General features: G+C 61.6%; 16 protein-coding genes and 2 pseudogenes. 6 read left to right on the forward strand and 12 right to left on the reverse strand.

From position 1 onward, the window contains the following. Positions 1–189 precede the first annotated feature (189 nt). The 4 genes and pseudogenes from BG57_RS04070 (at position 190) to BG57_RS33635 (ending at position 1,905) form a co-directional block, all read left to right on the forward strand. Positions 190–573, forward strand: coding sequence for a nuclear transport factor 2 family protein (locus BG57_RS04070; protein WP_035960475.1), 384 nt, complete (start codon positions 190–192; stop codon positions 571–573). 101 nt (positions 574–674) lie between these two features. Next, positions 675–1,181, forward strand: a pseudogene (locus tag BG57_RS04075) (fumarylacetoacetate hydrolase family protein); the annotation flags it as partial. Positions 1,182–1,210: 29 nt separating this feature from the next. Beyond that, positions 1,211–1,405: a hypothetical protein gene (locus BG57_RS33630; RefSeq protein ID WP_229753952.1), complete on the forward strand. Its 195-nt coding sequence runs from the start codon at positions 1,211–1,213 to the stop codon at positions 1,403–1,405. 83 nt (positions 1,406–1,488) lie between these two features. Continuing rightward, positions 1,489–1,905 (forward strand): hypothetical protein, encoded by a 417-nt coding sequence (locus BG57_RS33635; RefSeq protein ID WP_229753951.1) that lies wholly within the window; start codon positions 1,489–1,491, stop codon positions 1,903–1,905. A gap of 348 nt (positions 1,906–2,253) precedes the next feature. Here the strand turns inward: BG57_RS33635 and BG57_RS04085 are convergent, their stop codons facing one another. The 10 genes and pseudogenes from BG57_RS04085 to BG57_RS04130 form a co-directional block, all read right to left on the reverse strand. Further along, positions 2,254–3,993 (reverse strand): ABC transporter substrate-binding protein, encoded by a 1,740-nt coding sequence (locus BG57_RS04085; protein WP_035960327.1) that lies wholly within the window; start codon positions 3,991–3,993, stop codon positions 2,254–2,256. A gap of 102 nt (positions 3,994–4,095) precedes the next feature. Beyond that, positions 4,096–4,377, reverse strand: coding sequence for a DUF2160 domain-containing protein (locus tag BG57_RS04090; RefSeq protein ID WP_035960328.1), 282 nt, complete (start codon positions 4,375–4,377; stop codon positions 4,096–4,098). Next, entirely contained in the window at positions 4,377–5,189 is an 813-nt protein-coding gene (locus tag BG57_RS04095; RefSeq protein ID WP_035960478.1) for a carbohydrate ABC transporter permease, read from the reverse strand. Before BG57_RS04095 ends, BG57_RS04090 begins: the two co-directional genes overlap by 1 nt. Continuing rightward, on the reverse strand, positions 5,179–6,075 hold the full coding sequence (locus BG57_RS04100; protein ID WP_035960329.1) for a carbohydrate ABC transporter permease: 897 nt from the start codon (positions 6,073–6,075) through the stop codon (positions 5,179–5,181). Before BG57_RS04100 ends, BG57_RS04095 begins: the two co-directional genes overlap by 11 nt. Next, positions 6,072–7,196 carry an ABC transporter ATP-binding protein gene (locus tag BG57_RS04105; protein WP_035960330.1) on the reverse strand — a complete coding sequence of 375 codons (1,125 nt, stop codon included), beginning with the start codon at positions 7,194–7,196 and terminating at the stop codon, positions 6,072–6,074. Before BG57_RS04105 ends, BG57_RS04100 begins: the two co-directional genes overlap by 4 nt. Then, a complete protein-coding gene (locus BG57_RS04110) occupies positions 7,183–8,274 on the reverse strand; it encodes an ABC transporter ATP-binding protein (RefSeq protein WP_035960332.1) in 1,092 nt (363 codons plus the stop codon). The genes BG57_RS04105 and BG57_RS04110 overlap by 14 nt, the downstream gene beginning before the upstream one ends. Positions 8,275–9,035: 761 nt before the next feature. Then, complete coding sequence (locus tag BG57_RS04115) at positions 9,036–9,428, reverse strand: RidA family protein (RefSeq protein WP_035960333.1); 393 nt, start codon at positions 9,426–9,428, stop codon at positions 9,036–9,038. Between the two features lie 40 nt (positions 9,429–9,468). Further along, positions 9,469–10,293, reverse strand: a complete 825-nt coding sequence (locus tag BG57_RS04120; RefSeq protein WP_035960334.1) for an isocitrate lyase/PEP mutase family protein — start codon at positions 10,291–10,293, stop codon at positions 9,469–9,471. Positions 10,294–10,341: 48 nt separating this feature from the next. Further along, positions 10,342–10,554 (reverse strand): annotated as a pseudogene (locus BG57_RS04125) (carboxymuconolactone decarboxylase family protein); the annotation flags it as partial. A gap of 531 nt (positions 10,555–11,085) precedes the next feature. Then, positions 11,086–15,951, reverse strand: coding sequence for an NAD-glutamate dehydrogenase (locus tag BG57_RS04130; RefSeq protein ID WP_035960335.1), 4,866 nt, complete (start codon positions 15,949–15,951; stop codon positions 11,086–11,088). A gap of 241 nt (positions 15,952–16,192) precedes the next feature. Between BG57_RS04130 and BG57_RS04135 the strand changes: the two genes are divergently transcribed. Both BG57_RS04135 and BG57_RS04140 read left to right on the forward strand, forming a co-directional pair. After that, positions 16,193–17,197, forward strand: coding sequence for an NADP-dependent oxidoreductase (locus BG57_RS04135; RefSeq protein WP_035960336.1), 1,005 nt, complete (start codon positions 16,193–16,195; stop codon positions 17,195–17,197). A gap of 166 nt (positions 17,198–17,363) precedes the next feature. Beyond that, positions 17,364–18,275 (forward strand): LysR family transcriptional regulator, encoded by a 912-nt coding sequence (locus BG57_RS04140; RefSeq protein WP_035960338.1) that lies wholly within the window; start codon positions 17,364–17,366, stop codon positions 18,273–18,275. 9 nt (positions 18,276–18,284) lie between these two features. Here the strand turns inward: BG57_RS04140 and BG57_RS04145 are convergent, their stop codons facing one another. Continuing rightward, positions 18,285–19,589 carry an MFS transporter gene (locus BG57_RS04145; RefSeq protein WP_035960339.1) on the reverse strand — a complete coding sequence of 435 codons (1,305 nt, stop codon included), beginning with the start codon at positions 19,587–19,589 and terminating at the stop codon, positions 18,285–18,287. Between the two features lie 91 nt (positions 19,590–19,680). Further along, entirely contained in the window at positions 19,681–20,490 is an 810-nt protein-coding gene (locus tag BG57_RS04150) for a class II aldolase/adducin family protein (RefSeq protein WP_035960340.1), read from the reverse strand. Positions 20,491–20,534: the final 44 nt, after the last annotated feature.

A 20,534-nucleotide genomic window follows, 5' to 3' on the forward strand; every position in this document is an offset into this window, starting at 1 on the left:
CATCTTCACGCAACTCTATAACAGGGATTCCGATTCCGGCATCTGAAGTTCCCCAGTGGCATGACGCTGCGGCAGATTCACAAACAGGGGCGGGACTCCGTCCAACCAGCGGGACCGTGAGGCATGGGCCACGCACAACTCGCCCGCGCCAAAAAGTCGATGGCAGGGGTGGATATCCGGAGGCACTCCATGCAGGAAGAGAAAGTACGTGAAGCCCTGAAGGCGCACTGGCAAGCATCGGCGGCCGGCGATCTCGACGCAGAACATGATATTTACGATGACGACGCCATCTGTGACTATCCCCAGTCAGGTGAACGGATTCTCGGGCGAATGAACCTGCAGGCACTGCGGAGTCATCATCCAGCCAAGCCAGCTGGTTTCGATGTCAGGCGAATTCAGGGAGAGGGTGATCTGTGGGTCACCGAATACTCCATCGTCTATAACGGGCGGCCGGCTTACACGGTAAGCATTATGGAGTTCCGCAACGGCAAGGTCATTCACGAGACGCAGTATTTTTCGGATCCCTTTGAAGCGCCGGATTGGCGGCGCCAATGGGTTCAGCAAACCCCGTGACAAGGCATTGCGGCGATAAGCTCGATCGCTTAATGGTCGCCCCGGCTGGATCTGACTTTTTCGAATTCGCAGTTCAGTGAGTCCTTGCGGAGACGACGGAGATAATCGGCACCCCCGCCTGGCAGATCGACGAAGCAAGCGCGCTGGATCACGCGGCGGGTTACTGCCTTGCCAATGACGTGTCCGAGCGCGCATACCAGCTCGAACGTGAAGGCCAGTGGACCAAGGGCAAGAGCGGCTTATCGTTTGCGCCGCTCGGCCCATGGCTCGTGACGCGTGATGAAGTCCCCGACCCGCAAGTACTCGACCTGTGGCTCGACGTCAACGGCGCACGACGCCAGACTGGCAACACGCGCACGATGATCTACGACGTCGCGCATATCGTTTCGTATCTGATTCGTTTCATGCCGCTCATGGCTGGCGACGTCATCATCACCGGAACTCCGCCTGGCGTGGGCCTCGGTCAAAAGCCGCCTGTCTTCCTGAAAGCGGGCGATACGATGACTCTGGGCGGTAGCGGACTCGGCGAGCAAATGCAGAAGGTCGTGCCGTATTCAGAAACACTTGGCGCGGCGTGGAGCCGTGGCGAGTATCCGTCGGCACGATAAGACAACTTCATCCGCGAAAAGGAGAGGATATGAGCCTTGCCGGAACAGGCGTCGTTGCGATCTGGCATGATCTGCTGCCGGAAGCGAAGAATGAATTCTACGAGTGGCACAACCGGGAACACATGCCCGAGCGCGCCGAATCCCTGGGTTCAGGCGCGGGCGGCGTTACATTGCGCTGGACTCGGGCCCCGAGTACTTCAATCTCTATGAAGCCGACACCGTAGAGGTGCTCGGCGCGCAAGACTACCTTCTTCGGTTGAATTCGCCGACTCCGTGGACGAAGCGGGTCGTCCCCTCGTTTCGCAGCGTGGCCCGCTCCATCTGCCATGTGGCTTATTCAGACGGTGTCGGACAAGGCGCCTATCTTGTGACGGTGCGTTTCGACGTGCCTTCAGCGTCGCGTACGGAAGTCGTGAAAAGTTTGCGTCAGCGCGTCCTGCCAGTGCTTGTCGACATGGCGGACATCACCGGAGTCCACCTTTGCCTGGCCGATGAGGCAGTCAGCAACGTGGAAACAGCGGAGAAGCGGGCACGTTCTGACGGCACTCAAGTGCCGACATGGATCGTCCTGATTGAAGGATGCCGCCCTGACCGCCTTCGTGCAGCGGTAGACGCTTTCAATGCCGGACTCGTCGCTCTTCCCGGCCTCGGGACAGCAATGCCTGATTGCACGCTCTATCAACTCGAGTACACGCGCTGCAAGACGCCATGGAGCGCTGGGTGAAGCGTTGTTGTACCTCTGAAGCAGAAGGCGTGGCACCGCGGCGTACCCCGCCGGTCTCGGTGCGGCAGAGAAGGGCCGCGGTCACACGCCGGTGCGATCGGCGGCCTGCCTTGCGATGGCCTACATGATGATGACGAAAATGGGAGCGTCGCCCAACGCCACAAGCAGGCCGGCAGCATGCAGATACGGACTACCGTCCGGGACTATCCCTGTCTCCGCCGCTGCCTCATACCAGCTCGCTCGTCGATGATCGCTCGGGCCGCATGCCGAAGGTCTAGCAACCCATAAAAAAGGCGGCACTATCAAGCGCCGCCCATTCACAACAGCCCCAGGGCACCGTCAGCAATACTACCGCACCTTACCCGCCTTCCAGGCCGACAGCAGTTGCTCATACTTCACTGTTTCGCCCTTCGGTTTTTCGTTGGCAAGCCGCTTCCACGGCGCGTGCTGGTCGGACAGCCACTTGGACGGATCGCTTGGCGGATTGAGTTCCGGCGCGCAAACCTTCATCCCGGCCCGCTGCAGACGGGACAACACCTGGTCCATTTCCTTCGCGAGGTTATCCATTGCAGCCTGCGGAGTTTTTTCACCGGCAACAGCAGTGCCGACGTTCTTCCACCAGAGTTGCGCCATCTTCGGATAGTCCGGCACGTTGTTGCCGGTCGGCGTCCACGCGACGCGCGCCGGGCTGCGATAGAACTCGATCAGGCCGCCGTACTTGTCCGCGTTTTTCGTGAAGTAGTCGCTATGAATGTCGGAGTCGCGAATGAATGTGAGACCGACAATCGACTTCTTGAGCGACACGCTCTTCGACGTCACGAACTGCGCATACAGCCACGCGGCGGCTCGCTGATTCGGCGGCGTCGACTTGAAGAACGTCCACGAGCCGACGTCCTGATACCCGTTCTGCATGCCGTCCTTCCAGTAAGCGCCATGCGGGGACGGCGCCATGCGCCACTTCGGCGTGCCGTCCGCATTCGTGACGTTGCCCGGCTTGAGCATCGACGCCGTGAACGCGGTGTACCAGAACACCTGTTGCGCGATCCGGCCTTGCGCGGGCACGGGGCCAGCCTCGCTGAAGGTCATGCCCGACGCTTCCGGCGGTGCGTATTTCTTGAGCCAGTCGATGTATTTGGTCGTCGCGTAGACCGCTGCCGGGCTGTTGGTGCCGCCGCCGCGCGACACCGACGCGCCTACCGGATGACAGCCGTCAGGCGTCACGCGAATGCCCCATTCGTCGACGGGCATGCCGTTCGGAATCCCTTTGTCGGCTTCGCCCGCCATGGAAAGCCATGCGTCCGTGAAGCGCCAGCCGAGCGACGGGTCTTTCTTGCCGTAATCCATGTGACCGTAGACTTTCTCTCCGTCGATGTTTTTCACATCGTTCGTAAAGAATTCGGCGATGTCTTCATACGCGGACCAGTTGACCGGCACGCCGAGATCGTAGCCGTATTTCGCCTTGAACTTGTCCTGGAAATCCTTGCGCGCGAACCAGTCCGCGCGGAACCAGTAAAGGTTCGCGAACTGCTGGTCGGGAAGCTGATAGAGTTTTTTGTCAGGCGCGGTCGTAAAGCTAGTGCCGATAAAGTCTTTCAGGTCAAGACCGGGGTTGGTGTATTCCTTACCTTCGCCTTCCATGTAATCGGATAGCGGAACGATCACGCCATAGCGATAGTGCGTGCCGATCAAGTCCGAGTCCGAGATCCAGCCGTCGTAGATGCTTTGCCCGGATTGCATCGAGGTCTGCAATTTCTCGACGACGTCACCTTCCTGAATGATGTCGTGCTTGACCTGAATGCCGGTAATTTCACTGAATGCGGCGGCGAGCGTTTTGGATTCGTACGTATGCGTGTCGATGGTTTCCGACACTACATGAACCTCCTTGACGCCTTTCGATTTGAGTTTCGCTGCGGTGTCGATGAACCATTTCATCTCGTCCATCTGCTGCTGTTTCGAAAGCGTGCTTGGTTGAAACTCACTGTCCACCCATTTCTGCGCCTCAGGCGTGCCCGCCAGAGCCTGACTCGCGAAGGCGCCTGACACGATGCTTCCCAATGCCAGTGCGACGATCCGTCTCCTCTGATGCATGGTCTTCTCCTGTGTCTTTTGTGCCCCTTCGACCTGGTCGGCATCCGCTCGGGGCATCAGCGGAACCGGCAGTTGCCAGTCTTCGTTGCATGCTTCCGCTTTCTAGCCCTTCCACATGATCGCAAGCACCACCAGCACCGAGGCCGCGAAGCCCGGCAAGGAACTCGAGCCCTCGGCGCTGATTGCGAGCCACGCGAGATTGACATACGCGGCAGCTAAAAGGCCGATAAACAGGCGATCACCGCGAGTCGTCGCGATAGGAAGAAAGCCCTTGCGTTCATGAGTCGGCGAGCGCAGTTCCCATACCGTCATGCCGCCCAGCATGACGACTATGCAGGCGAAGAAGATCGCTACCTCGGGAGTCCAGTACATCCAGGTGAACATCACACTCTCCCCATCGCGAAGCCCTTCGCGATGTAGTTGCGCACGAAGTAGATCACCAGCGCGCCGGGCACGATAGTCAGCACGCCCGCCGCCGACAGTACGCCCCAGTCCATGCCGGCCGCCGACACGGTCCGCGTCATCACCGCGGCGATAGGTTTCGCGTTGACCGAAGTCAGCGTGCGCGCGAGCAGCAGTTCGACCCAGCTGAACATGAAGCAGAAAAAAGCCGTGACGCCGACGCCCGACTTGATGAGCGGAAGGAAGATTTTCACGAAGAAATCGGGAAACGTATAACCGTCTATGTACGCGGTTTCGTCTATCTCTCGCGAGACACCCGACATGAAGCCTTCGAGAATCCACACGGCAAGTGGCACGTTGAAAAGCATGTGCGCAAGTGCGACGGCAATGTACGTGTCGGTCAGGCCGACACTCGAATAGAGCTGAAAAAACGGCAGCAAGAACACGGCGGGCGGCGTCATGCGGTTGGTGAGCAGCCAGAAGAACATGTGCTTGTCGCCGAGAAAGCGATATCGCGAGAACGCGTAAGCGGCAGGCAGCGCGACCAATACAGACATCACCGTGTTCATCAGCACGTAGATGATCGAATTGATATAGCCCCAGTACCACGAGGGATCAGTGAAGATCACCTTGTAGTTGTCGAACGTCACGTGCTGCGGCAGCGTCGCGAACGTCGACATGGTTTCCTCGTTCGTGCGCAGTGAGATCGAAACCATCCAGTAAAGCGGAATCAGCGCGAACAGCATATAGACGACGAGCATTAACGTCCGCATCCAGCGGCGCTTATCCTGCATGGTCGTCTCCTTGCGCGGCGGGTCCACCTTTGCCTACGCGGCTCATCCAGTTATAGAGAATGAAGCACAGCAGCAGAATGATCAGGAAATAGATCAGCGAGAAAGCCGCAGCCGGGCCAAGATCGAACTGACCGACCGCTTTCTGAGTCAGATACTGACTGAGAAACGTCGTGGAATTGCCGGGACCGCCGCCTGTCAGCACGAACGGCTCGGTGTAGATCATGAAGCTGTCCATGAAGCGCAGCAGCACGGCGATCATCAGCACGCCGCGCATCTTCGGCAACTCGATATAGCGGAACACCGCAAAGCGGCTTGCGCCATCTATTTCCGCAGCCTGATAGAAGGCGTCCGGAATCGCGCGCAAGCCCGCATAGCACAGCAGCGCGACGAGCGGAGTCCAGTGCCAGATGTCCATCACAAGCACGGTGATCCATGCGGCCGTCGGACTCGCCGTGTAGTTGTAGTCGAAGCCGAGACCATTGAGCCAGTAGCCGAGCAGTCCGATATCCGGGCGCCCGAAGATCTGCCAGATCGTGCCCACCACGTTCCACGGAATCAGCAACGGCATGGCAAGCACGACGAGTGTGGCCGATGCGCGCCATCCCGAAGCCGGCATCGACAGTGCGAGGCCCACACCCAATGGAATCTCGAACAGCAAAACGCACGCGGAGAAAATGACCTGTCTGCCGAGGGCTTCGCGCAAATCCGGATCGGTCATGATGTTGCGAAACCACTCCGTGCCGACGAACACATGCTGCGTCGGGCCGATGATGTCCTGCACCGAGTAGTTGACCACTGTCATCAGCGGCAGGATCGCGGAGAACGCGACGCAGATGAACACCGGAACGACCAGCAGCCATGCTTTCTGGTTGACGGGCTTGTTCATCGCGCGGCCCCTTCAAAGCTGCGTGTTTCGATTCTTTCGTCGTTGCAGAAGTACACGGTTTCAGGCGCAACCAGATGCAGCCAGGCAGGTCCGTCGACAACCCGCAAATGCGGCTCGAGCCTCGCGTTGAAAACATGGCCGTCGCATTGCGCGGTGACCAGTTGATAGTTGCCGAGTTGCTGCGCGCGCAGTACCCGCGCGTTCACCGCGCCGACTCCTCCTTCCTGCGAGAGGCGGACGAATTCCGGGCGAATCCCCAATTTGAGCGCGCAGTTTGTCTGCTGATGCGCGGCCCGTAGCGTCGCAAGCGTGCCGGCGTCGAGCGGCAAGCGCTGCGAGCCGATTTTCGCGCCGTCGGCGTCTAGCTCGATCGGACAAAGGTTCATGCCGGGACTGCCGATGAAGTAGCCAACAAAAGCGTGATCCGGCCGCAGAAAAAGCGCATCAGCTCCCCCCTTCTGAACGACGCGGCCATTGGTCATGACTACGACTTCGTCGGCGAAAGTCAGCGCTTCTACCTGATCGTGCGTCACGTAGATGAGCGTGAGCTTGAGTTGCTGATGGATCTTCTTTAACTGGCGGCGCAGCATCCACTTCATCGCGGGGTCGATCACGGTCAACGGTTCGTCGAAGAGGATCGCCGCGACGTCCTTGCGCACCAGGCCGCGCCCGAGCGAGATCTTCTGCTTGGCGTCGGCGGCCAGATTGCTCGCCTTGAGCGGCAGGTCGCGCGTCATATCGAGGATCTCCGCGACTTCGTGCACGCGCTTCGTGACCTCGGCGGCTGACAACTTGCGATTACGCAGCGGAAACGCGAGGTTATCGAATACGGTCATCGTGTCGTAGACCACGGGGAACTGGAACACCTGGGCGATGTTGCGCTGACGTGCGCCGAGCGCCGTCACGTCGCGTCCGTCGAACAACACCTTGCCCTCCGACGGCTTGACGAGCCCCGAAACGATATTCAGCAGCGTGGTCTTGCCGCAACCCGATGGCCCGAGCAACGCATAAGCGCCGCCGTCATCCCAGACCATGCTCATGGGTTGAAGCGCGTAGTCGTCGACCGTCGCGGGGTTCGGCCTGTACGCGTGCGCGAGATTCTGGAACTCAATGCGCGCCATAAGCTGCCTCCGGGCTGGACACCAGCTGGGTCTCCGCGCCGAACACGAACAGTTCTCGAGGGTCGATGAAAACGTCGAGCTGCGTGCCTAGCCCGATCTGATGCACGCCCTGCAGTTGCGCAACGAGGTTGACCGCGCCGGTCAGCGTGCGCAAGTGCAGGTAGGTTTCGGAGCCGCTCAGTTCAGCGAGTTCGAGCCGGCACGGAACGGCGATCGCATGAGCGTCCTTCGCCTGAAGACGCAGATGCCCCGGCCGGATGCCGATGCGGCATGCGCCGTTCACGGCGGGACCGTGCTGCAACGGAACCTCCACGCCGATCGGCAGACGCGCGCGGCCATTGCCGCAGTTGCTCGTCAGCATATTCATCGGCGGGTCGTTGAAAACGGCCGCGGCCGCGACGTTGACCGGTGCGTTATAAACATCGAGAGTGGGACCGAACTGCAGAATCCGGCCTTTATCGACGATCGCGGTATAGCCGCCCAGCAGTAACGCTTCGAGAGGTTCGGTAGTCGCGTAGACGACGGTGGTGTTGCCGTCGGCGAAAAGCGTTGCCAGTTCCATGCGCAATTCCTCGCGCAGCTTGTAATCGAGATTGACGAGCGGCTCGTCGAGCAGCACCAGCGACGTACGCTTCACGAGTGCACGCGCCAGCGCGCAGCGCTGCTGCTGGCCGCCTGACAGTTCGCCTGGCCGCCGCTCCAGCAAATGATCGATATGCAGTTTGGCTGCGACTTCCCGCACGCGCCGGCCGATTTCAGCAGGGTCGGTCTTCTGCAGCCGCAAAGGCGAGGCGATGTTTTCGGCGACCGTCATCGCCGGGTAGTTGATGAACTGCTGATAGACCATCGCGAGATTACGCTCGCGGACGCTGACGCCTGTCACGTTCTGGCCGTCGACGAGCACGCGGCCGTCGGTCGGCCTGTCCAGACCCGCCATCACGCGCATCAACGTGGTTTTACCGGCCTGCGTGGGTCCGAGAAGCACATTGATGGCGCCTGGGACGAGGCGCAAATCCACGCCGTACAAATACGGCTGCCCGCCAGAAACGACACTGACTCGCTCCAGTTCCAGAACCAAATCGCTCTCCTTTGCGGCGTGCGCGACGCCAGTCGAAGAGGCGGCGCTTTAAGGTGGCGTCAATTGGGTTGCGCTTGGATTACGTGCAGCAGCCAAAATGTCCCTTTTGTTGGTTTCCGTTTAAATCGGGGTAAACCTTACGACAGGATGAATTAGAGAACTTGCTCGGCGCGTTGGCGATGATCGACAAGAGATAGTGAAAATGTAATGTGACTCCTTTTTGAGCACACGACGTCGGCGATCCGTGGTGCAGCAGTTCTCGAAAGGTGGTCTTTGCGCGTCATCGTAGCGGTGGGCGCCGTCCGTTTCGATTCTGACGAGCGAGTTCCTGAGGTTCATCGCTCGCTCTTGGGAATCGTCATTGACGTGACGTTACGCATCGTCGGTTGCATCACTGAGGCTGTGCGTACGCGATCATTCGCGGAAGCGGTGGACGAGTGGGATTCGACAGACAATGCAGGATTGCCAGAGCCACCGGGAAGAGACCTTCTTCCTAAACCTCGCGAAGACATTCAGACGGCGGTTCCGTTGAGATGACGGTCATTGACCGTGGTGTCCGCCAGTGACGGGAACAAGCGAGTGAATCATCCGCAACACGGCAGAAAGATCGCCTGACCCGATGTCGAGAAGTGACGCACATCGGCGACGCGATCTCGCCCGTCGCGGGCGAGATCGCGATCGCGGTGAGGCCAAAATATCTGGGTGAGTGCCGCTTCGATCTGAACGTCGTTCAAGCGAACCATGTTCGTGCGCAACGCGGCTCAAACCGCTGCAATGCAGTCGATCTCGATATCGAACCGTCCGGGCCATGCGGGCACGTTCACGAAGATGCGAGCCGGTGGCTGCCGGCCGAAGAATCGTGCATAGATTTCATTGACGATCGGGAACATCTCGACGGAGGTGCAGTAGACGTTGCACTTGAGCACCTGGTCGAGCGACGATCCGCCGGTTTCGACACACAGTTTAAGTTGCTCCAGCACGCGTCGAGTCTGCTGTTCGATCGGCGCTTCCAGCACTTCGCCGGTCTGCGGATCGAATGGCGGCAAGCCCGACACGTAGAGCGTGTCGCCGTGACGCGTGGCAACGGAGGTGGGTGCCTTCCAGCGCTCAAGCCAAGTCGACAGTGGTTCAACACGGATGATTTCGCGAGCCATGTGTTTCTCCTTGAGTGGGAGGCGATGTGAACGGCGCGCGTCAGGCGCCGCGAGTGAACAGTGCATTGAGATCCGAACCCCGTGGCGCATCTGCGAAGCCGTCGAAGCGTCCATCCGAGAGCGCCTGCGCGGCGCGCATGAAGCCGCCCCAGGCGCTCCGCGCGAGTGCGCCGCCCACGCTGACGCGCCGCACGCCCAGCGCTGCGAGTTCGGGCAATGTCAGGGCCGAGTTCGCGCCAATCAGTACGTTGACCGGTTTCGGCGATACCGCCGCGACGACGGCCTCGATCTCTTCGCGCGTGCGGATGCCCGGCGCGTACAGGCAGTCGGCGCCGGCCGCTGCGTAAGCCTGGAGACGTTCGAGCGTGTCGTTGAGGTCGGGGACACCCACGAAAAAATTCTCCGCGCGGCCGATCAGCAGCGTATCGCCACCGCTATCGTCGATCGCTTGCCGCGCCGCCGCGAGCCTCGCCACGGCGATCTCTATCGGCCACAGAGGCGCGGCGGCATCGCCGGTCGCATCTTCGATCGACAGGCCAGCCACGCCGGTGGCGACCGCGAGTTTCACGCTCTCGGCAACGCCGGCCGCATCGTCGCCAAAGCCGCTTTCGAAATCCGCATTGACCGGCAGATCGGTGGCCTCGACCATCGCGCGCAAGTGCGCGAGGATGTCGTCGCGGGTCGCCTGGTTGTCGGCGCGGCCGGTCGACCACGCGTAGCCCGAACTCGTGGTCGCGATAGCCTGAAAGCCGAGGCTCGCGAGATACCGCGCGCTGCCGACGTCCCAAGGGTTCGGCAGCGGGAAACAACCGGATTCGTGCAGCGCCCGGAATGCGGCGCGCTTTTCGGCGGTGGTGCGTGACATGGCAGATCTCCCAAAAAAGGGGAAGCCCTTGCGGGCTTCCGAACGCGTTCAGGCGACTTCCGTTTCGACCATCGGAAAGTCGATCTCCGTGTCGAACACGTTATTGACGAAATTCGTCAGCATGAACTGCGCACTCAGCGCGATGATCTCGACGATATTCGCATCGCTGTACCCGGCGGCTCGCACCGCGTCGAGGTCGGCCGTCGCTACCTTGCCGCTCGTTTGCGTCAGCTTGCGCGCGAACGCCACTGCGGCCGCCACGCGGGGCACGTCAGACTCCCCGAGTCTGTTGCGGCGAACCTCATCGCTGGAAAGGCCGGAAAATTCGGTGGCGACGTAGCTGTGGGCAGGGAAGACAGCGGCACATACTCATCACTTTCTGTCGATGCTGCACAGACAACGGCGGTACAGTTGAAGCACGGGCGATCGGCCGAAACGGGGTCGTAAGTCTTAGTCAGCTGATGCAGGCGTTTGCGAACGTGCCGTACGACGCCGTCACGATCAGTAGTCCGCCTGGCTGCCGACGTTGAAAAGAACTTGCCCGAATGCCGGCAAAGGCCGAAGCGCCAGCGTTCAACATCACGCAGCGTTCGGCCAGTTGGCATGCGGTCATTCCAACGACCGCTCGACTTCGCCAACGCCCTTTGCTCACGTCCTCGGCGTTATCGACTTTGCCGGTTTCAGAAGCCGGGGAGCGACGGGCACTCGCCGCCTTCGTCGAAGCGACACAACCCCGACAAGTCCGCAACAAGCAAGCAACCGCAACAGCGCCACCCCCCGCCGCCAAACAAACTAAGCCCGCTCCAACACCGCCATCTCGCGCACCACGACCAGCAGCATCGAAAGACTCGCGCCGCCGCTGGCGCGCAGTTCCGCGAGCAGACGCGTATAGCGATCGAGCGCATCTTGCCGACGGGCGCGCCAGCTCTCGACGATCACGTCGGCCTCGTCGATGCCGCGTGATGCTTCGAGCGCGCTCACCGTCAACGCGCGCTTGAGACGCGCCAGTTCTTCGAGCGCCGCCGCACGCGCCAGCAAATCCCAGTGCGTCGAAATCGGCAGCGCCATCGCGCGCTCGGCGATGCCGCGATAGTCCAGCAGCGTGCCGATGCCGAAGTACACGCTCGCGACCAGTTCCAGACTGCGCTCGGAGCATGCCGCGACTTCCGCGCTGTCCAGCACCGCCGTGGCGATCTCGCCGCTTGCCACGCGCGCCGCAATGCTGCTTTCGACGCCCGCATCCTCCAGTTCGCGCCGGCGTCCATACCATGCGTCGAGCTGCGCCGCGGGCAAGAGCGCCGGCAATTGCGGCGCAAGCCGCTGCGCCGCCTCGCGGCAACGCGCGAGCAAGCCCTTCACCTCATGCGCGCTCGCGCCGCTGAGCCCGAGTTGCCGCAGGAACCACAGCGACGTTTCATCGAGCAGGCGCACGACATCGACGAACATGCGCGCCTGCACTTCATCCGCGACGATATAGTCCAGCGCGTCGATGCGGCGCCACAGGTCGTCGAGATCGAAGACATCGCGCGACATCAGCGCGGCGCGCACGATATCGCTGGGGCGCGCATCGGTTTCCTCCATCAGCCGATGCACGAAGGTGCAGCCCACGCGATTCACCAGCGCATTGGTCAGATGCGTCGCGAGAATCTCGCGCTTGAGCGGATGGCGCTGCATCGCTTCGCTATAGCGTTGCTGCAAGGGCGTCGGGAAATATTCGGGCAGCATGCCGGCGACGAGCGCATCTTCCGGCACGTCGGATTCCAGCAACTCGTCGTAGAGCCACATCTTTCCGTAAGCGAGCAGCACCGCGCGTTCAGGCGATGTCAGCCCGGACTTCGCCGCCGCGCGCTCGGCGATGTCATCGTCGTTCGGCAGAAACTCGATGCGCCGCTTGAGCCGCCCCGCGCGTTCCAGATAGCGCATCATGCGCGCTTCGGCATCGAGCGTTTCGGCGACATAGCGCTTCGCAATGGAAAGCGCCTGGGTCTGCGCGTAGTTGTCCTTCAGCACCAGCAGGCCGACTTCATCGGTCATCTCGGCAAGCAGTGCGTTGCGTTGCTTCTCGGTCATCTCGCCGTCCGCGACCACGAGGCCGAGCAGAATTTTGATGTTGACCTCGTGATCCGAACAGTCGACGCCCGCAGAATTGTCGATTGCATCCGTGTTGATCCGCCCGCCGTGCTGCGCGAACTCGATGCGTCCCAATTGCGTCAGGCCGAGATTGCCGCCTTCCGCGACGACCTTCACGCGCAGCTCCGCGCCGTTGACGCGCACGCCGTCGTTGGTGCGGTCGCCGACTTGCTGATGCGTCTCCGCGCTTGACTTCACATAGGTGCCGACGCCGCCGTTATAGAGCAGGTCCGCCTGCGCGAGCAGGATCGCGCGAATCAGCTCGTTTGGCGCGAGCACGGATGCGTTGATGCCCAGCGCCGCCTGTACTTGCGGCGACACCGGAATCGACTTCGCGGTGCGCGGATACACGCCGCCGCCAGTCGAAATCAGCGAGGCGTCGTAATCGGCCCAGCTGGAGCGCGGCAACGCGAAGAGGCGTGCGCGTTCCTCGTAACTCGTTGCGGCATCGGGCGCTGGATCGAGGAATACATGCCGATGATCGAACGCCGCGATCAGCCGGATATGGCGCGACAGCAGCATGCCGTTGCCGAACACGTCTCCGGACATGTCGCCGATGCCGACCACGGTGAAGTCGGTGGTCTGCGTATCGAAGTTCATCTCGCGGAAATGGCGCTTCACCGACTCCCACGCGCCGCGCGCAGTGATGCCCATCTTCTTGTGGTCGTAGCCCACCGAACCGCCGGACGCGAAGGCATCGTCGAGCCAGAAGCCGTATTCGCGCGCGATCGCGTTCGCGTAATCGGAGAACGTGGCCGTGCCTTTGTCCGCGGCGACCACGAGATACGGATCGTCGGGATCGTGGCGCACCACGTCGGGCGGCGGCACGATGCCATCGGGCGTGCGGTTGTCGGTCACGTCGAGCAGGCCGCGCAGGAACATCTGATAGCACGCGACGCCTTCGGCAAGGAACGCTTCGCGGTCCGTGACGGGCGGCGGATTCTTCACGACGAAGCCGCCTTTCGATCCCACCGGCACGATCACCGTGTTCTTCACCATCTGCGCCTTCATGAGCCCCAGCACTTCCGTGCGGAAATCCTCGCGCCGGTCCGACCAGCGCAGCCCGCCGCGCGCCACGCGCCCGCCGCGCAAGTGCACGCCTTCCACGCGAGGCGCATAGACCCAGATTTCGAACATCGGCCTGGGTTCGGGCAGGCCCGGCACTTTCGACGGATCGAGCTTGAACGACACATAAGGACGCGGCTGGCCGCTCGCATCGCGACGAAAATGATTCGTGCGCACGGTCGCCGTGATGACGCCGAGGAACTGGCGCAGGATGCGGTCCTCGTCGAGATTCGGCACCTGGTCCAGCGCCGCTTCGATATCCGCGAGCACGCGCTCGGCGGCCTTCTCGCGATCCTCGGCAGCGCCGCCGCGCGCAGGATCGAAACGCACCATGAACAATTGCAGCAACTTTTTCGCGATCAGCGGATTGCCGATCGGCGCGCGTTCGATATACGCATCGCTGAATGTCGAACCGACCTGTCGCAGATACTTCGCGTAGGCGCGCAGGATGGTCACGTCGCGCGAGCCGAATTCCGCGCGCAGCACGAGCCGGTTGAAGTCGTCGTTTTCTATCTCGCCCGACCACACGCTGGCGAAGGCGTTTTCGAACAGCGGCTTCACGCGGTCGATATCGAAGCCGACATCATCCTGCAACTCGAGGCCGAAGTCATGAATCCACGCGTTCGGCGCGCCGGTCGGCTCGATCAGATACGGACGCTCCTCATCGACGCGCACGCCGAGATGTTCAAGCATCGGCAAGCTGTGCGACAGCGCAATCGGATCGCCCGCGCGATACACCTTGAAGCGGAACGCGCGCCGCCCGGCTTCGATCGGCCGGTAGAGACTCATCGACAAGCCACCGGGCTGCGTATGCGCGGCCTCGATCAGTTCGATGTCGCGCACCGCCGTGCGCGCCGGATAATCCTCGCGATAACCGGCCGGGAACGAATCCGCATAGCGTTGCAGCAGCCGGTTGCCTGCTTCTTCGCCGTGACTGTCGATCAGCGCATCGGCGAGATCGTCCTGCCAGCGGCGCGCCACCTGCACGATGCGCGTTTCGAGTTCGCGCGTATCGACTTCGGGCATCGCGCCGCGATCCGCGCGCACGACGATATGAATGCGCGCCAGCGGCGACTCGGAAAGCAGCGGCGTGAACTCGATGCTCTTGCCGTTAAACGCCTCCATCAGCACCTTGCTGATGCGCCGGCGCAGATCGGTGTTGAACTTGTCGCGCGGCACGAACACGAGACAGGACACGAAGCGGTCGAAGCGGTCGCGTCGCACGAAGAGACGCGTGCGTTGATGTTCCTGCAGACGCAGCACGCCGAGCGCGATTTCGAACAGCACGTCTTCGTCGGCCTGAAACAGCTCGTCGCGCGGATACTGCTCCAGCACCGTGATGAGCGATTTCGCCAGATGTCCTCTTTCGAGGAAGCCCGCGCGCCGCACGATGTTCGCGCACTTGCGCCGCACGATCGGAATCTCCGAGGTCGGCACGAGATACGCGGTCGAGGTGTATAGCCCGAGAAAACGCCGCTCGCCTGTCACCTTGCCATCCGCCGACGTGCGCTTCACGCCGACATAGTCGAGATAGCCGGGACGATGCACCGTCGCACGTGAGTTGGCCTTGGTCAGAAAGATCGGCGCCGCGCTTTCGATGATCGAGGCCGCGCCCGCAGGCAGCGGCGTCAGATCGCCGGGAGGCGTCGGGCGCAAGTTCTCGCGCAGGATGCCCATTCCGGAGCCGGGCACGCCGCGCAGCGCGAAGCCGCCATCGTGCTCGACGAGGTCGTAATCGCGGCTGCCGAGGAAGGTGAAATGGTCCGCGACCATCCATTCGAGGAACGCACGCGATTCGATGCCGTCGGGTGTGCTGTCGCGCGTCCTGAGTTCGCCGATCGCGGCGCGTGCGGCGTCGATCACCTTGGGCCAGTCCTCGACCGCCGCGCGCACATCGCCGAGCACGCGTGCGATGTTGTCGCGCACTTCGTCGAGGCGTTCGGCGTCGCTGCAACGATCCACTTCGAAATGGATGAACGATTCGAGTTCGGAATTGCCATCGCCCGCTTCGGCGTGGCCGGGGCCGATGCGCTCGATCTCGCCCGCATGCGGACCCGTGCTCGAACGCCACACGCGGAACACCGGATGAATGGCCGAATGCAGCGCGAGACCGAGGCGGTTCAGCTCCATCGTCACGGAATCGACGAGAAACGGCATGTCGTCGTTGACGATTTCCACCACCGTGTGATCCGAATGCCAGCCGTGCTGCTCCAGATTCGGGTTATAGACGCGCAGCACCTCGCGCCCGCGCACGAACTTCTGCGCCGTCTGCCAGTGCGCCATGGCCGCGCCGTAGAGATCGGCGACATCGCGGCTCGCGATATCCTCGACGTCGACCTGTTCGTAGTAATAGCGCAGCAGCGGCTCGATGACCTGAAAGACCGGCTCCGGCATTCGCCCGCGTGCGAACTCCAGAAGATCGTTGATGAGGCGTTCGACTCGCGCTTCGTTTCTGACGAGCATGGTGTCCTCCCGAGGCCTGGCGCTTGATTGGAGCCTGCTTGTTTCGAGTGCATGCCGATTATGCGCCGCGCCGGGCGTTTGGCCTTGCTTCGGCCATGTGCGCTTGCACAACTTGACGATAGCCGCGCCGCATGAACTTTGCGGGACATTGGCTTTCGTCTATCGTCAAACGAATCGTGACTGCCGCGTTGTGTGCCGCTGCGCTACGATGAGAACCCGCACCTCAGACCGGAGAGACAAGATGGCCGATGTACACAACAATCGCCGCATCCTGCTGGCGTCACGGCCGGAAGGCGAAGCAACGACTGCGAATTTCAAGCTGGTCGAAACGCCGCTCGCGCCGTTGAACGATGGGGAAGTGCGCGTGCGCAACCACTATCTGTCGCTCGATCCGTACATGCGCGGCCGCATGAGCGACGCCAAGTCTTACGCTGATCCGCAGCCGCTCAACGAGGTGATGATCGGCGGGACGGTCGGTGAAGTAACAGAGTCACGCAATCCCTCATTCAAAGTCGGCGACAAGGTGGTCGGGGTGGGCGGCTGGCAGGAATACAGCACGTCGGACGGCACGGACCTTCGTGTCGTGGATGCCGCGCGCGTGCCGCTCTCGGCTTATCTCGGCGCAGTCGGCATGCCGGGCGTGACGGCATGGTTCGGGCTCAACCGGATCATCGAGGCGAAGGCGGGCGAAACCATCGCGGTTAGCGCGGCAAGCGGCGCGGTGGGCAGTGTCGTTGGCCAACTGGCCAAGGCGGCGGGCTGCCGCGCGATCGGCATTGCCGGCGGGGCGGAGAAATGCCGCTATGTCGTCGAGACGCTGGGTTTTGACGCGTGCGTCGACTATAAGGCAGGCAAGCTGCGCGACGATCTGAAAGCCGCGGCGCCGGAAGGCATCGACGGGTACTTCGAAAACGTCGGCGGCGATGTGCTCGACGCCGTGCTCGAACAGATGAACGCGCATGGGCGCATCGCCTTGTGCGGCATGATCTCGGGATACGACGGCCAGCCCGTGCCGATCAAGACGCCGACGATATTTCTCCGCCAAAGGCTGAAACTGCAGGGCTTCATCGTGACCGAGCATATGGACGTGTGGCCGCAAGCCCTTAAAGAACTTGGCGAGCGCGTCGCGTCGGGGAAGCTGCTGTTCCGTGAAAGCATCGCTGAAGGTCTCGAAGCCGCGCCGGAGGCTTTCCTGGGCATGCTGCGCGGAAAGAATTTCGGAAAGCAGTTGGTGAAGCTGATCTAGACGCATGACGCCCTTCGCAATGGAGGGCGTGACCTTCGGTAAAGCGCGACGTACATCGCAAAGCATCGGATTGCGTCGCGCGGTCCTCGTGCAATTCCCGGTATGACAAGCCACCGGCGCTGGCTATGATGCTGCCTTTGATCTCGCTTACGCTCGTATCGCGGATATGAAGGACGAACGCCTCGTCGAAATGAAGATATTCCGGGCCGTCGCGGAAACCGGCGGCTTCACCGCCGCGGCGCTCATGCTCGATCTTCAGCAACCTTATGTCAGCCGCGCCGTCTCGAATCTCGAGAAACGCCTCGGTGTGGCGCTGCTCAGGCGCTCGACGCGCCGTCTACAGGTCACGCAGGAAGGTCACCAGTACCTCGCGCTGTGCAAGCGCATTCTCGATGACATCGAGGTCGCGGAGGCGCAACTCTCGCGTGCGAGTCAACACATGACCGGCGCCATCCGCGTGACTGTGGCGACTTCATTCGGCATGGATCAGATCGTGCCGCTCATTCCCGGCTTTCTCGAACGCTATCCCGGCTTGCGCGTTCGGCTGTCGCTATCCGATACGCTCGCGGATGTGATCGGCGAAGGATTCGATGTTGCGATTCGCATGGGCAGCCTGCAGGACTCGAATCTGGTCAGCCGCAAGCTGTGTCATCTGCAGCGCGTGGTGACCGCGTCGCCTTCTTATCTCGCGCGTCACGGTGTTCCCTCGGTGCCGGCCGATCTCGCCAATCACAACTGCCTGATGTGGGAGCCGCCAATGGACCATCTCAACCATTGGCCGTTCGTGGTCGACGGCGAACGCACGTCCATGCTCATCAACGGCAACTTCCAGACGAGCAGCGGCGTGAGTTCGGTGTATATGTGTCTCGCGGGCGTCGGCATTACGCGCATGGCGGAGCATATGGTGCTGCCTTCGATTCGCAGCAACATGCTCGTGCCGCTTTTGACCGACTTCCAGCCAAGCGACGAAACTGCGATTTATGCGCTGTATCCGCGAGATTCGTCGCTTCATCCGCGCGTGCGCGCGTTCATCGACTATGTGGGGGAAGGGCTCAAGCGGCCGCCGTGGGCCGCTTGAGCGATGGCGTCACCTGTCATCCAGCGTTTTGGGCAGGCGCATGGTCATGGCTGCGCCGAGCACGAGAAACGCTGAAATCACGTACATGCCGATATTCGCGTTGCCGACCGTGACGTTGAGCATGCCGACGAGGTACGGCGACACGAATCCAGCGATATTGCCGACTGAATTGATGAACGCCAGCGCTGCGGCCACCGATGCGCCAACGAACAGACTCGTCGGCAACGCCCAGAAGAGTGCAACGCATGAGTACACGCCTGCGGCCGCCACCGAGAGACACACTGTCGTCACGATGGGTCCCGCCGAAAGCCACATGCTCGTTGCCAGTCCCACTGCGCCGATCAACATGAACAGGGCGAAGTGCACGCGGCGTCCGCCGGTGCGGTCGGCGCTGCGGTTCGACATATACAAGGCGATGGCCGCGAAGATATTCGGCACCGCCGAGTACAGGCCGATGGCGAACGGGTCCGTTACGCCACTGCGCTTGATCAGCGAGGGCATCCAGAAGCCGAGCGCGTAAAGGCCCATGATGAGGCAGAAGAAGATCGCGCAGAACCCCCAGAGTTTGCGGTTGGCGAGAAATGCGCGCACGCTCGAATGATCCACCTTGCCCGCGTTCTCAGCGCGTATTTCGTTGAGCACGTGGTTGCGCTCTTCTTCGGTGATCCAGCGCGAGTGAGCGGGGTTGTCGTCGAGAAAGGCGAGCACGACGAACGCGAGCACGACAGCCGGAATCGCCTCGATGAGAAACAGCCATTGCCAAGCCGCCAGATACTCGTTGCCCGCGAACGCATGGAGGATATAGCCGGAAATCGGCCCGCCGACGACGAACGCGAGCGGCGCGCCCATCACGTAGATGGACATCGCGCGGCCGCGATATCGCGCGGGAAACCAGAGCGTGAGCAGATACATGATTGCGGGCGCGAAGCCTGCCTCGGCGGCGCCGAGCAGGAAGCGCGCGACGTAGAACATCGTCGGCGTCTTCACGAAGATCATCGCCGCCGAGATCACGCCCCAGGTCAGCATGATGCGCGCGATCCACTTGCGTGCGCCGACTTTGCGCATCACGAGATTACTTGGCACCTCGAAGAAAAAATATCCCGCGAAGAAGATGCCCGATCCGAGGCCGTAGATGGCGTCGTCGAAATGAAGTGCGTCGAGCATCTGGAGTTTCGCGAAACCCACGTTCACTCGATCGAGATACGCGACCAGATAACATATCAACAAGAGCGGCAAGAGCCGCCAATAGGCGCGGTAATAAGTGCGGCTCGTATCCGCCTGCCTGACGGCTTCTTCGCCATATAGCGCTTCCATGCGTGTCTCCGGTATAGATGTTTTTGTGCGCCTGGTGCGGCATGCTCAATCACTTCGCGCATGCCGCGACGTGCTGGCAGATCTCGATGCGTCAATCGAGATAATCGGGTTCCTCTTCTGCGATCTCGTACAGCATGGTCTGGAAATGCAGCCAGCTGATGAACGAATTGCCGAGGTGCTGGTGCGAATATTCGGCGAACTTGTGATCGATCGGTATCGGGCGCGATTCGGTCGCGTCCATCAGCAACTGCATCTTGCAGCAGTGATCGAGCGCAATGAAGGTCCACACGGCATCGTCGATGCTGTGGCGGCTGGCGGTCAGCAGCCCGTGATTCTGATGGATGATCGCCTTGTGATCCTGGAAGGCGCGTGCGATAGGATTGCCCGATTCGTCCGCCACCGGCACCTTGCCCGCTCCATCGCGTACCACGGTATGACTGCCGTAGAACATGCACGCGTCCTGCGTGACGTAATCGAGCGGCTTGCCCATCGCGGCCCATGCGTCGCCGTTCACCGTATGCGCATGGCACGAGCCGATGATGTCCGGATTCTCCGCATGAATCGCGGAATGCAGCACGTAGCCGGCGCGATTCACCGCATACTTGCCTTCGATCACGGTTCCCGAATGATCGACCAGCACCAGTTGCGACGTCTTCGTGCGCGACCACGGCACGCACATCGGGTTGGTCCAGAAGAGATCCGGATGCTCCGGATCGCGCACCGTCAGATGGCCGCCGAAGCCAAAGCTGAAACCGTGGCGGGCGAAGATCCGGCACGCGGCGGCAAGATGTTCCTTGCGATACCGGCGCTCCTCGGCGGAGCTGGAAAACGTCGGTTCCTGTGGAAAGATGAGGCCATCCTGTGTCGGGCTGTAAATCGAATCCTTGGCGTCCATCAGCATCGAAGCGTCTCCTTGTTGAGTTCGAGGTGCCAGTATAGGAGCGC

Source organism: Caballeronia grimmiae, assembly GCF_000698555.1.
Taxonomy (GTDB): domain Bacteria; phylum Pseudomonadota; class Gammaproteobacteria; order Burkholderiales; family Burkholderiaceae; genus Caballeronia; species Caballeronia grimmiae.